This is a genomic window from Chondromyces crocatus, from assembly GCF_001189295.1.
Classification (GTDB): domain Bacteria; phylum Myxococcota_A; class Polyangia; order Polyangiales; family Polyangiaceae; genus Chondromyces; species Chondromyces crocatus.
Genome location: NZ_CP012159.1, coordinates 2,354,766 through 2,367,669, shown reverse-complemented (window position 1 = coordinate 2,367,669; position 12,904 = coordinate 2,354,766). Strand labels below are relative to the sequence as shown.

The window sequence follows — 12,904 nt, the reverse complement described above, 5'->3', positions numbered from 1 at the left end:
GAGCGCCGAGTCATTCGATGTGATTGACCACCGTTCGAGTGCAGCCGGCTCGATTGACATCGTGGGAATGGTTTGACACCCTCCGCGGGTTCGCTTCACGGCGAACCCACCCCCAGAGGCGGAGGCATCTCCTGCAGGGCATCCGCCATCGACGCGCTCGAAAGCCCGAATGCCCTCCCCATCTTCCCCCCCTCTCCGTGTTCGATCCACCAGGCGCAGCGTGTTGGCCTGGTGCGGCCGTGTGCTCGTTCGGCTCGGGGTCGCCTTGGTCTGCCTGGTGATTGTGGGCGCCGTCTACCAGCAGGTGGGGACCTGGAGGGACGAGCGCCGCTATCCGCCGCCAGGCCGCAGGGTGGACATCGGTGGTTATTCGCTGCACTTGAATTGCCAGGGGACGCCCACGCCCCGAAAGCCCACCGTGATCCTGGACGCAATCGGCGGAGGTAGCTCGATCCTCTGGGCCTGGGTGCAGCCGGAGGTGGCGGCCAGCGCGCACGTCTGCTCCTACGATCGGGCAGGATGGGGCTGGAGCGAGGATGGGCCGGAGCCTCGCGACGCGGCGCAGCACGCTCGCGAGCTGCGCGCACTCTTGACCCGCGCTGGCGTGGAAGGCCCTTTCGTGCTGGCTGGGCACTCGCTCGGCGGGCTGCACATGCGCCTGTACGCCGACGAGCATCCCGAGGACGTGGCAGGCATGGTGCTGGTCGACGCGGCCTACCCCGACAAGGACAGCGGGACCTCCCCCGAACAACGGGCCCAGGATGAGGCCTACAGCCGGAACCTGCCGATGATGTCCATGATGGCGCGCCTCGGCGTGATGCGCCTGTTCTTCGATCTCGGCGGCAAGCTCGACTTCGAGGACCTCCCTCCCCAGCAGCGCGCGGAGATGAGGATGTTCTGGTCATTGCCCAGGCACTGGGAGAACCAGGTCGCCGAACGCGCAGCGCGACCAGCCACCGATGCCCAGGTGAAAGCGACCGCAGGGCTCGGGCACCACCCACTCATCGTCCTGACGGCGGTCGAGGGGTCGTCCTCCGAGTGGCTGGCGCTGCAAAGTGAGATGATGACTCTCTCGACCAACAGCGTGCAGCGGTCGATCCTCGACGGCACGCATACATCGCTGACCTTCCGTCAGGATCACGCGCATGCGACGGCGCAGGCCATCCTGGACGTCGTGGCGGCAGCATCCACGGGGGCAGCGCTGGAGCCTTGAGTACCGCGCGACGAGGGAGGATCGCGCGCTCACTTCGGACCGCGGCCGGCGCTCTCTTCGGGCTCCTCCTCGTGACCGGTCTCCTGTACTTCGCGTACACCCACCGAACACGACCAGCGAATACGCAACGCCTGCTGTTCCAGGGGGTCGTCTACACGCGGGAGGTGAGCGAATCCCCGCGGCCGAGCATCGCCCACGTGGTTGCGATCGACCTGAGAGCGCCCGGCATCGGGTTCCTTGTGACCCCGGGTGACCCCGCCTTGAGTCGCCCTCTGATTGGCCGTACGACGTCGGCGTTCCTGAGCGAGTTCGGCGTCCAGATCGCCCTCAATGGGGACTTCTTCGAGCCGTGGTGGTCCAACTGGCCCTGGGACTACTATCCTCACAGCGGCGACCCGGTCTCCGTCGACGGCGAGGCGGCGTCCAGCGGGGTGGTGTACTCCCGTGAGCGGCGCAACCCACGCCCGCGAACACTGTATTTGAGCCAGGACCGTGGCGTGGCCTTCGACGCTGCTCTCGGGGAACACGACGAGGCCATCTCCGGCATCATGCTGCTCGAACGAGGGGAGCCTCGCGTCGCCGACACGGCATTCGCGCGGGACCCTCACCCGCGCAGCGCAGTGGCCCTGGACCGCGATCGCCAACGACTCCTCCTGGTCGCCGTGGACGGGCGGCAACCGAACTACAGCGTGGGGATGGGGCTTGCCGAGCTGGTGGCCCTGATCGAGCGGCACGGGGGGCACGACGCCGCGCTGCTGGATGGGGGAGGCTCGACGGCCCTGGTGATCGCTGGGCAAGGCGGGAAGCCAGAGGCACTCAACACCCCCGTCCACTCGCGGATCCCGGGTCGAGAGCGGCCCGTGGCGAATCACCTGGGGGTCTTCGCCAGGCCGCTCGCCCCCTGATCGACCGTCGAGCCCGGAGACGCGGCTCAGGGAGCCACGCAGGAGAAGCTGTCGGCGGAGGCAGGGTCACCGCTGCCTTTGTACTGGGGGAACGTCGGATACGGGCACAGCGGCCGGCGGAGCGTAGGCTCACCGCCACCATCGCGCTTCTCCGCGATCAAGCCCTGCGCGGAGGGGCGCTCGCCCGCCTCCACCCAGCGATCCGCAGCTTCGAGAAGATCGATCACGTCGGGTCCGTCACCTCCCTGGCAGTGCTGCACCCCAGGCTGAAGGAAGAACTCCATGGATGCATCGCGCACCGCGGCGCCTCCCACGGCACCTGAGACTTCCTCGAAATAATCGATGGAACTCTTGTAGCTGATCGCCCAGTCCGTGGTGCCATGGGCGAGGATCAGCTTGCGACCCGCCGCGAAAAAGGCAGCGAGATCCGGGGTGGCATCGAGCATCGCCGACGCTGCGGCGATCCGGTCGAGGTGCTCCTCCGGGACGAACGTGGACACGTCGTAGTCCGGCTCCTCCATGAGCCAGTACTTGACCAGCCCCTCGGCCAGCACATGCTGACCGGCCATGGGTGTGGTGGCGCTCGTGCCCAGCCACATGGGCCACCCATCCGCGTTGCTCTCTCCTCCAGGTCCCCAGCCTGGGTACAGCGTGGTTCCATTGTTCAATACGTACGGCGAATAGACGGTGGCCACCGTGTCCATCTGAGCGTCGGTGAGACAGTCGCTTCCCTCGGTCCCAGGAGCGCAGCGAAGAGCCGCAGGGTCGAAGGTGCAGCGCGCGGGATCGCTGACGATGCCGTCCTCGAGTCCATCGAGCGCGTCGCACGCTTGGAGCACGGCATTCGAGAGGAGCCTCAGCTTCACCACGTCGAGCGCACCACCGGCCGTGTGGCGAACTTGCTTGGCGTTGTTCAGGAACGCGAGCAACAAGGAGGTGAAATCGTAGGCCGGAGCGCGGGAGACGATGGCGTCGTAGTCCTCGGGAAAATGCGTGGCCTGCATCAGGGCTTCGCGTCCGCCGTTGGAGCAGCCCTCGAAGTAGCTGCGGGCCGGGGCTTCTCCGTAATGGGCACGGACGATGTCTCGAGCCACCAGGAGTGTTGCGTGGCTGGAGAGGTAGGCGAAATCCTCCCTCGCCTGAGGGTTGTTCAGCGCGAACGAGGCGTCGAATGGAGGGACCGCGGCGTCAGACTCGTGTCCGCCGTTCGAAAAGACCAGCACGTATCCACCGGACGTGGAAGGGGAGTAGGTGAACGGCAGGATCATCCCATCCCAGCCGCCCCCTCCACCGAAGACGAGCTTCTTGTTCCAGGTGTCCGGGAGGTGAATCTGGAAGCGCAAGTCGGTGCGGATCGAGCCGTTCACCTTGCACTCCCCATTGCTCGAGGTCGCTTCGTCGACGATCCCTTCACCGAAGGTTCGGCCTTTCAAGCCGCTGCACGGCTCGGGAGGGGTCGCCTCGTTCCCCTCGCTGCCGCCGCAGGCGGAGAGGAGCAACGCCAGCATGCTCATGCCGAAGAGGCGGAGTCCCATGGTCCTCGCTTTGCGAAGAGGGCGCGTGCACGACGGCGACGGCAGGTGGCTCTGCGTGGTTCGAACAGCGGCATGGTAGGGCATACGAAGTCTCCTCTTTGATCGTGAAGTCGAGACGCTGCATGTAGCGCGCGACGAGGCGCGAGGCCCGTCCGCACGACGCGGCGGAGATCGTGTGAACGTCGCGTGCGAAGCAGGCTCACGTGGAGACGTCCTCTTGTTTGCTCGGAGCCTTCAAGCCGCTGGGCAGCAAGCGTCGTTCCAGGATCTCGAAGCAGCCCTGGACGACGAGCGCGAGCACCGCCGCCGGGATGGCGCCTTCGAGGATGGTGGCGAGGTCGTCTCGACGGATGCCCACGAGGATGGGCTGGCCGTAGCCTCCCGCCCCGATGAGCGCGCCGAGCGTCGCCGTCCCCACGTTGATGACGGCCGCAGTCTTGATGCCCGAGAGGATGGATCGGGTGGCCAGCGGAAGCTCGACGCGCGCGAGGGACGCCCAGCTCGAAAGTCCCAAGGCTTCAGCCGACTCCCGCAGCGAGAGCGGGATGTCGAGCAGGCCCGTGGCGGTGCCGCGGACGATGGGAAGCAGGCTGTACAGGAAGAGAGCGACCACCGCAGGCGCGGTCCCGATGCCCAGGAGGGGCATCACGAAGACGAGCAGCGCGAGCGAGGGGATGGTCTGCACGACGCCGAGCAAACCGAGGACAGCCTGGCCGAAGCGAGGACGGCGGGCGGCGAGAAGACCCAGAGGGAGGCCGAGAAGGCCGGCGAAGAAGAGCGAGATGCCGACGAGGGTGAGATGCTCGCGGGTGCGCTGGGCGATCTGCGGGAGGCGTCCGGCCGTCGAAGCGCTCGCGTCGCCGACGCCGAGGGTCTCACGGAGGAACGTCACGGCGACCTGCGCCTCGGGCTCCTTGTTCAGCTTGGCGCGGCCGTTGAGCTGGATCATCGCGTCGCGAGAGATGCGGCCTTCGAGGGAGCGCAGGGCCGCAAGGGCCTCCGGGGAGAGGGTATCCCGGTAGAGCAGGACCGCCTCGTAGCGGGGGAAATGCCGTCGATCGTCGTCGAGCACGCGCAGGCGGTGGAGGGCGATCTCCGCGTCGGTGGTGTACACGTCGGTCGCGTCGATGGCGCCATCGACCACGGCCCTGAGGGCGAGGTCATGATCGAGGCCGGAGACGCTGGTCTGCGGGAGCTGATACGCCGCACGGAGACCCGGGTATCCCTCCGGGCGGTCGAGAAACTCGTGGCTGAAGCCGAAGCGCAGCGATGGATGGCCCTGCAGGTCGGAGATGCGGGTGAGGCCGAGGGCCGTGGCCCGCTCCTCACGGACGCCGATGGCGTAGTTGTTCTCGAAGCCGAGCGGCTCCGTCAGCCCGAGCCCGAGGGGCGTGAGGCGGGCACGGAGGGCCGCCGTGGTGGTGAGCTGCGCGTCATGGAGGAGATCGCGGGAGAGGGTGCCCGTGTACTCGGGGTAGAGGTCGATCTCGCCTTGCTGGAGGGCCCGCCAGAGCACCTGGGTCCCGCCATTGAGGTCGCGTCGGTAGACGGCGTCGATGCCCGAGGCGCGGAGGAAGGCCGCGCAGAACTCTCCCAGGATCACCGCCTCCGTGTCCGCCTTGGAGCCGACGCGGACGGGCGCGGCCATCGCCGTCGTCGGGAGTGCGAGGAACCAAAGCGCGGCGAGGAGCCACCAGATGGCACGCGCATTTCGCGAGGTTCGAGAGAGCTTCACGGGCTCTCCTCGGGCCAGCGCTGCGCCTGGACGAAGCGGGTCACGAAGGTGTCGGCTGGCGCCTTCAGCAACTCGTCGAAGGAGCCTCGCTGGATCACGTGTCCTTCGCGGAGCAGGAGAATCTCGTGTGCGAGGTAGGCAGCCTCCCCCAGATCGTGGGTCACCAGGGCGACGGCTTTGCCCAGCGCGGCAAAGACCTCCTTCAGGTCTGCCTGGAGCTCGGCCCGGATCATCGGGTCGAGGGCCCCCATCGGCTCGTCCAGGAGCAGCACCTCGGGATCGAGCATGAGCGCGCGCATGAGGCTCACACGCTGGCGCTGGCCACCCGAGAGCTGACCGGGGAATCGCGCGAGGGCCTCCTCGGGTAGCCGGACCAGTGCGCGGAGCGTCGCGATGCGCTCCGCCATCCGCTCGGCCGACCAGCCCAGGTGAGAGGCGAGGAGCGTGACGTTATCGCGAGCGGACAGGTGCGGAAAGAGGCCGCCCTCCTGGATGACATAGCCCATGCGATGGCGCAGGCGGCGCGCGCTCTCGGGCGTGAACCGCTCACCCGCGACGAAGACCTCTCCTCGATCCGCACTGACGAGGCCTATCAGGATGCGCAGCAGCGTGGATTTGCCGCACCCACTGGGGCCGATGAGGGCCGTGGTGCGCCCTGCCTCGAACGAAACGCTCAGCGGATGCAGGACGGGCTGGCCGCGGTAACTCTTGCAGATCGCTCGCGCCTCCAGCATCCCCCGTCATCTCCCATGGCCCGGGCTATGCGGGCACCTCGTCTCGCACTCGTCCCGCTCAGACGGCGGGAACGCTCGCCTTCGGCTCCTCCGTTCGAGAGCCCTGAAGCAAGGCAATCCCGGCCATGTACACCGCGACGCCGACGGCTGTCGCGCTCCAGGGAACGTCCTCCGACGCCTCGACCATCTCCGGCATGAAGTAGAGCAAGCTCGCAGCAATGCCGTTGTTCAGCATGTGAATCAGCATCCCCGCGGCGATCGAGCCCGTACGGTAGCGCGCGTACCCCATGCCGACCCCGAGCAACAGGGTGGGAAGCAGGCGAAACACCGAGCCGTGGGCGAGACCGAACAGGAGCGACGAGACGCCGATCGCCAGGGCGGGTCCGAACCGGCGCAGGCCCGAGTAAAGAAGGCCGCGGAAGAGCAGCTCTTCGCAGACCGCGGGCATCACTGCCGTGAGCAGCAAGACCCACCAGAGCGGCGCGCCATCGAGAAGGATCGCCTTGCTCAGCTCGCGCGCGAGCTCGTCGGGCGGCGGCAGGAAGCGCACGACGAGCCCGGCAATCACCACCCAGCCCGAGATCCCGACGAGGAATGCCCCCAGGAGGCCACCCAGCGGCGGCAGACGCAGCGCGAAGGTCTCCCGGGCCGAGTAGCCGAAGCCGAGCACGAGGAGCAGCGTGGGGAGCAGGAACATCCCCAGCTGCGTGGACAGGAGCTGACCGGCAATGCCGAGCTGCATGACGGCCAGGCTGCCGTAATAGGCCACCACCAGGATGATCCCCAGCGACGTCAGCGAAAACGCCGCGCTCGGCTCCCCCCCGTCGCGCCTCTCCAGACCGAGCAGCTCACGGGCGCCTTCCCGACCGCCGAGCAACACCTGCTCTCGACCGAAGATGCGCGCCGCGAGCAGCAAGGAGAGGGCTGCGTAGATCGTGGAAGAAAAGAGCGACCAGAAGATGAGCTGCGACGTCACGTCACCCAGGAACAGCGCCTTGATCAGGAGGGCGATGTTCAGGACCGGGACGAGCGCGGTCCAGGGATTCAGCTCCACGATGGGGAGGGAAGCGACCCCTGCGAGCAACGTGAGGGGCAAGGTGGCCGGCATGAGCGCGTTCTGGCCGTCCTTGAAGTCCCGCGCGAACACGGCGAGCGCGAGAAACAGGGCGGAGAACAGGAAGGTCACCGGCACGAGCAGCACGAAGGTGAGCAGAAAAACGCTCGGCGCCACGTGTTCCACGGTGGGCAACAGGCGACGCACCGTGAACGCGAGGCTGATGACGTTCGCCAGCGCGGTGAGCACGGCGATGCACCAGACGGCGAGGAATTTCCCCCAGATGATCTCCAGCGGGCGCACCGGCGCGCAGAGCAGGGTCTGCATCGTGCCGCGCTCCTTCTCACCGGCCGTCAGGTCGATCGCTGGCAAGAAGGCGCCGAGGAGCGACATCAAGATCAGCATCATCGGCATCATCGAGCCGAGGATCTGACCCACCCGACGGCGCTCGGGGGCTGCGTTGCGGAACAGCAGCTCGATGGGGGTCGAGAAGCCCGACGGGACGCCAGCGCGGACCTCTCGCTCTTCCCGGATCACCTTTCGGGCGCGGGTGACGGCGGCGTCGAGGCGGTTGCGCGCCGTGGTGGAGTCGGGTCGCACCGAGTCGAAGTAGATGGAGACCTGCCCCTGCCGGTTCTGCTCCACGGCCGGCGCGAAGTCGCTCCACGCGACCACCACGACGTCCACCTCGTGGCGGGAGAGCGCCGCTCGGGCGGCGAGCAACACCTCGTTGTCGGGCTCGGTCCACTGGGTCGCGATCTTGCTGGTGGCCTCCGCCTCCTCGTCCTCCTCCCGCTCGGCAGCGTCGGGATAGGGGGGCGGCTCGAGCGTCTTCTCGGCAAAGTCCCGCCGCAGCGCCTCGGGGATCCCTGCCCAGGGCTGGATCTCGATGCGCTTGGTCTCCTTCAGTGTCTGCTCGAAAGAGGCAGGCAGCCGCCCCCAGACAGCCACCACCGAGGGACGCGCCGCGCGCGCCGCCGACTCGCTCCCGAGCAGCTTGCTGATGCCGATCGCGAAGATCGGATAGAGAATCACGGGCAGCAGGATCAGCCGGAACAGCGTGCGCCGGTCCCGCAGCGTCTCCTGGAGCTCCTTGCACAGGATCGTCCAGACGATCGAGAACCTCAGCATGGCTCGCCCTCGCTCGAGGCGGCGCCTCGCGGCTCACGCCGGCGCTCCACGTGATGCAGGAACGCATCGGTCAGGTTCTTCTGGCCCGTACGCTCCAGCAGCTCGGTCAGGGTCCCCGCGTCCACCACCCGGCCCTCGTGCAGGAGCACGATGCGATCGCAGAGGTACTCTGCCTCGCTCATCACGTGGGTCGACAGCAAGATGGCCCGCCCCGCAGCCCGCTCACGCCGGATCGACTCGACGATGAAGCGGCCGCTCAGCACATCGAGCGCGTTCGTCGGCTCGTCGAGGATGAGCAGCTCCGGTTCGTGCAGGAAGGCCCGAGCGATGTTGGCGCGCTGGCGCTGACCCGTGGACAGGGTCCCGCAGGGACGCGAGGCAAACTCCCCCATCTCGAGATCCTGGACCAGCACCTCGATGCGCTGCTCCAGGCGCGCCGGGGCCATCCCGTACAGACGTCCGAAGTAGCGCAGCACCTCGCGCGGGGTGAGCCGCTGGTAGAGCTGGGTGTCCCCCGAGAGAAAGCCGATGCGCTGCTTCGCTTCGAGCGGGTTCGCGGCGAGATCCACGCCGCCGATCCGGACGCGTCCCGACGTGGGGGAGAGTATGCCCGCGAGCAACCGCAGGGTCGTGGTCTTCCCGGCGCCGTTTGGACCGAGCAAGCCGACCACCTCGCCCGCACGGACCCGCACATCGACACCGCTCACGGCCGCGACGGCACCGAAGCGCTTCACGAGCTGCTCTGCTTCGAGCGTCGGAGCGGCGCCACCATCGTCCAGCGGGGCGCTCAAGGCGTGACCCGCACCGTGGGGAAGACCTGCATGTCCGTCATGACCGCGATGTTGGTAACACGGAGAAGACGGCCGTCGGAAGGGCTCAGGTCACCTCGGGCAGGTCGATGTAGAACGTGGTGCCAGCTTGTGGATTCGGGTGAAAGCCGATCTTCCCACCCATCGCTTCGACGATGGCCCTCGCGAGCGCCAGCCCCAGCCCGTTTCCCCCCTTGCGACGCGATTCGGTGATCTCGGTATGGATGAACCGCTCGAAGACCCTGCCACGAAGGGACTCGGGGATCCCGGGGCCTCGATCCGTGACGCTGATCCTGAGCATCCCCCCTTCACGACGAGCGAGAGAGACCAGCACATCGTCACCAGGTGGCGAGAACTTCGCTGCGTTCGACAGCAGATTCTCCACCGCCTGCCCCAGGCGCTCACCGTCCACCCGCGCCATGGCGCCCCGCGCTGGCTCGGCGAGTAGGAACCTCACCCGGTGCTCCCGCCCCAGCTCCTCGGCGAAGAGGAGCGCCTGGTCGAGGATGGGCGCCACCTCCTGTCGCTCGGCCGAGAAGCCAGGCCTCCCCGAGCCGATCCGCTCCATGTCGAGGATGTCGCTCACCAGCCGGGAGATCCGCTCCGTGTTACCGAGGGCGTTCTCGACCAGCTCCCGCGCACGCGGCGCGAGTTCTCCGGCCACGCCGCCGGCGATCAGTCCGAGCGAGCCCCGGATGGAGGTGAGCGGCGTGCGCAGCTCATGGCTCAGCAGCGAGATGAACTCGCTCTTCACGCGATCGATCTCCTTGCGCTCGGTGATGTCGGTGAGCTGCGTGCACACCGCGTTGACCACCTGATCCGGACCGAAGAGCGGGAACCTGACGGCCAGATACCAGCGCCGCTTGCCCCCCACCGGCAGCGAGTCCTCCGAGGTGATCGGCTGGCGACGTCGAATCACCTCCAGCTCGCGCTCCCGGAACGCCTCGGCGAACGCGGGTGGCAAGGCCTGCTCGTCGGACTTTCCGAGCACCGACGCTGCGGACACCCCGGTGAGCATCTCGAACCCTGCGTTGACGAACTCGTACCGGCCCGCGACGTCCTTCACCGTGATGACGGCGACCGAGTTGTTCATCACCGCGAGCAGGCGGTCCTGGCTCTCGCGCAGACCCCACTCGGCGACGACCAGGCTGGTCGTATCCAGGAAGGTGAGCACCGCACCGCGCACGAGCCGCGCCGTCGTGAAGTAGGGCGAGATCCGAACGTGGACGAACTGGCGCAGATCGCCGAGCTGCTCCTCGTGGGTCCGCCGCTCACGGATCACACGGAGGATCTTCTCTGCGACGTCTTCGAAAGTGGGCTCGAAGGTGACCTCCGTCACGCTGCGCATCAACGCGCTCGGCCGGAGGGTAAACGCGCGCGCCGCCGCCTCGTTGAAGCGGGTCACCCGAAGGTGCTCATCGACCACCAGGATGGGCAGGTCGGTGCTCGACTGGATGTTCTCGAGGTCGGTGTTCGCCTCGGTGAGCTGGGCTGCCTTGACTTGCAGCTCCTCGTTGACGGTGGTCAGCTCCTCGTTGGTCGACTGCAGCTCCTCGTTGGCCGTCTCCAGCTCCTCGTTGGTCGACTGCAGCTCCTCGTTCGAGGCCTGCATCTCCTCGTTCAAGGCCTGCATCTCCTCGTTCGAGGTCTCCAGCTCCTCCACCAGCGTCTGCATGTGCTCGCGGGTGGTGGCCAGCTCGTCGTGCATGGTCCGCAGCGCGAGCTGGTCGTTCTCGGCGATGTCCTCCACCGTCAGCACGGTGGCCCGCGCGTTCGCTGGCTCGAAGCTCACGAGAAACAGCTCCGGCTCCGAGCGTCTCCCACGCTCCGCGCCACCACGCCCAGGAGCCCCCCCGCCTTCCGGACGCCCCGCCTCGTCCAGATGAGCCGGGTGAACCGAGACCCGGATCGTCCGCCCGTCGCCCGGACCAGGCAGCGTGCGAGGCGTCCCGTGCGCAGGAGCACCTCGCTGGCGGGCCTGGTAGATGAGCATCTGCACCTCGGCGCGCAGCTCCTTGCGGACGGCTCGGATCACGTTGTGGCTGGGTCGCCCCGAAGGGAACTCCAGCAACCCGCTGACATCGCCGTGCGCGTACTGGATGTCGAGCGCCCCGTCGACGAGCAAGCTGGGAGGCAGGTATGCAGCGGCTGCCGCAGCGAGTAGCCGCTCTTCGGGCCTGCGATCCCTCGACGGCGCAGGGCTACGCGGCTCGCGCGCCGAAGCGAAGGCGCTGATGGAACGAAGCGTCGGCATCACCTGCGCGCTACCCCGACGAAACAGCTTTCCCTCCTTGTGAAGCGGCTCGAACAGGCCCTGGTGCGGCAGGATGCTCTCACTCTTGCCCAGGAAGAGCACCCCTCCAGGCGCCAGGGCGTAGTGGAACGTCGACAGCACCTGCGCTTGCAGCGTGGCGTTGAAGTAGATGAGCAAATTGCGGCAGCTCACCAGATCCAGCCGCAAGAACGGCGGGTCCTGCACCAGATCCTGCCGCGCGAAGAGCACCATCTCCCGGACGGATTTGGAGACCTCGACCTGGTCACCACGGACCGTGAAGTAGCGCGACACCAGATCGGGATCGACGTCGGCCACCGCCGTCGCCGAGTACAGCCCTCTACGCGCCACGGACAGGGCGTCCTCGTCCAGATCGGTAGCGAAGATCTGCACGTTGTAGCGCTTCACCCGCGGCCCCAGCAGATCAGAGATCAGAAACGCGATCGAGTACGCCTCCTCCCCAGTCGCGCAACCGGGCACCCACACCCGTATCTCGGTCCCCTCTGCCTTTCCACGGACGATCCGCGTCAGCACCTGGCGCAGCGCCGCGAAAGGCTCACGATCGCGGAAAAAGGCGGTGACCGAGATCAGGATGTCTTTGCTGAGCCGATCCAGCTCCTCGGGACGCTCGGCAGTGAGCGCCAGGTATTCCTCGAGCGAGCGCACGTGGTTCGCGGCCATCCGTCGCTCGATCCGCCGCGAGACGGTGGTCTCCTTGTAATCGGAGAAGTCGATCTTGGTCCGCTGCCGGGCACGCCCGAGCAAGGTCTTCAAGCTCGAAGGAACTTCCTGCCGGGTCAACCGGATCAGACCCCTCGAGCGCGCGATGCTGGCTAGCTCCTTGGCCATCTCCTCGGGGGAGAGGACGAAGTCCACGAGATCGGTATCGATCGCGGCCTGGGGCATGCCGTTGTACCGCGCCGAGCTGGGCTCCTGCGCGAAGGTGAAGCCCCCCGCCGCCTTGATGGCTCGGATGCCACTGGCGCCATCGGAGCCGGTCCCGGACAGAATGATCCCCACCGCGTCTTCGCCTTTCTGCTCGGCGAGGGACGTGAAGAACAAGTTGACCGAGGGCTTCGGTGACACCTCCTTGACCGGCTCGATGAGATGCAGACGGCGATCGCGGTAGATCAGGTTCCAGTTCGCCGGGGTGATGTAGACGGTATTTGGCTCGGGGATGACCTGATCCTCGATCTCCACCACCCGCATCGACGTCTCGCGACCGATCAGCTGAGCAAGCAAGCTCCGATGCGTCGGAGAGAGGTGCTGCACGACGACATAGGGGATGTCGAGATCGGGCGAGATGGTGGAGAAGAGGGCGCTCAGGCTTTCCAGCCCGCCGGCCGACGAGCCGATACCCACCAGGAAATCACGGGGGGGCAATTCTTCCGGCTCGGTGTCCACCGTCGGCAGCGGTGCATCTCCCGAGTCGCTCGGTTCGGGCATCGGTCTTCCCCTCGTCGCTCCTTCGTGTCCCAGGAACGTCCGTGTCCCAGGAACGTCCGCGTGGCGTCAT

At 67.4% G+C, this 12,904-nt stretch carries 8 protein-coding genes; 2 read left to right on the top strand and 6 right to left on the bottom strand.

Annotation, left to right across the window (positions count from 1 at the left end; translation table 11 throughout):
- Window positions 1-241 precede the first annotated feature (241 nt).
- Both CMC5_RS08840 and CMC5_RS08835 read left to right on the top strand, forming a co-directional pair.
- Window positions 242-1,213, top strand: a complete 972-nt coding sequence (locus CMC5_RS08840; RefSeq protein ID WP_050429981.1) for an alpha/beta hydrolase — start codon at window positions 242-244, stop codon at window positions 1,211-1,213.
- A 71-nt stretch (window positions 1,214-1,284) separates the two neighbouring features.
- A complete protein-coding gene (locus CMC5_RS08835; protein WP_169796484.1) occupies window positions 1,285-2,118 on the top strand; it encodes a phosphodiester glycosidase family protein in 834 nt (277 codons plus the stop codon).
- Window positions 2,119-2,144: 26 nt separating this feature from the next.
- Here CMC5_RS08835 and CMC5_RS08830 read toward each other — a convergent pair whose 3' ends face one another.
- The 6 genes from CMC5_RS08830 to CMC5_RS08805 form a co-directional block, all read right to left on the bottom strand.
- Window positions 2,145-3,653: a tannase/feruloyl esterase family alpha/beta hydrolase gene (locus CMC5_RS08830; protein ID WP_063796515.1), complete on the bottom strand. Its 1,509-nt coding sequence runs from the start codon at window positions 3,651-3,653 to the stop codon at window positions 2,145-2,147.
- Window positions 3,654-3,852: 199 nt separating this feature from the next.
- The gene (locus tag CMC5_RS08825) at window positions 3,853-5,301 is read right to left on the bottom strand and encodes a glycine betaine ABC transporter substrate-binding protein (protein ID WP_082363422.1); all 1,449 of its coding nucleotides are present in this window, start codon (window positions 5,299-5,301) and stop codon (window positions 3,853-3,855) included.
- Window positions 5,302-5,384: 83 nt separating this feature from the next.
- A complete protein-coding gene (locus CMC5_RS08820; protein WP_050429978.1) occupies window positions 5,385-6,122 on the bottom strand; it encodes an ATP-binding cassette domain-containing protein in 738 nt (245 codons plus the stop codon).
- A 58-nt stretch (window positions 6,123-6,180) separates the two neighbouring features.
- The gene (locus CMC5_RS08815; protein WP_245678363.1) at window positions 6,181-8,307 is read right to left on the bottom strand and encodes an ABC transporter permease subunit/CPBP intramembrane protease; all 2,127 of its coding nucleotides are present in this window, start codon (window positions 8,305-8,307) and stop codon (window positions 6,181-6,183) included.
- Window positions 8,301-9,098 carry an ABC transporter ATP-binding protein gene (locus tag CMC5_RS08810; protein ID WP_245678362.1) on the bottom strand — a complete coding sequence of 266 codons (798 nt, stop codon included), beginning with the start codon at window positions 9,096-9,098 and terminating at the stop codon, window positions 8,301-8,303. The genes CMC5_RS08815 and CMC5_RS08810 overlap by 7 nt, the downstream gene beginning before the upstream one ends.
- 85 nt (window positions 9,099-9,183) lie before the next feature.
- On the bottom strand, window positions 9,184-12,834 hold the full coding sequence (locus CMC5_RS08805; RefSeq protein ID WP_050429977.1) for a chemotaxis protein CheB: 3,651 nt from the start codon (window positions 12,832-12,834) through the stop codon (window positions 9,184-9,186).
- Window positions 12,835-12,904: the final 70 nt, after the last annotated feature.

What these genes read in the sequence shown, in the direction of transcription:
- CMC5_RS08805 (WP_050429977.1), bottom strand. Translation starts at nt 12,834, where the DNA reads ATGCCCGAACCGAGCGACTCGGGAGATGCACCGCTGCCGACGGTGGAC.
- CMC5_RS08815 (WP_245678363.1), bottom strand. Translation starts at nt 8,307, where the DNA reads ATGCTGAGGTTCTCGATCGTCTGGACGATCCTGTGCAAGGAGCTCCAG.
- CMC5_RS08830 (WP_063796515.1), bottom strand. Translation starts at nt 3,653, where the DNA reads ATGGGACTCCGCCTCTTCGGCATGAGCATGCTGGCGTTGCTCCTCTCC.
- CMC5_RS08820 (WP_050429978.1), bottom strand. Translation starts at nt 6,122, where the DNA reads ATGCTGGAGGCGCGAGCGATCTGCAAGAGTTACCGCGGCCAGCCCGTC.
- CMC5_RS08825 (WP_082363422.1), bottom strand. Translation starts at nt 5,301, where the DNA reads ATGGCCGCGCCCGTCCGCGTCGGCTCCAAGGCGGACACGGAGGCGGTG.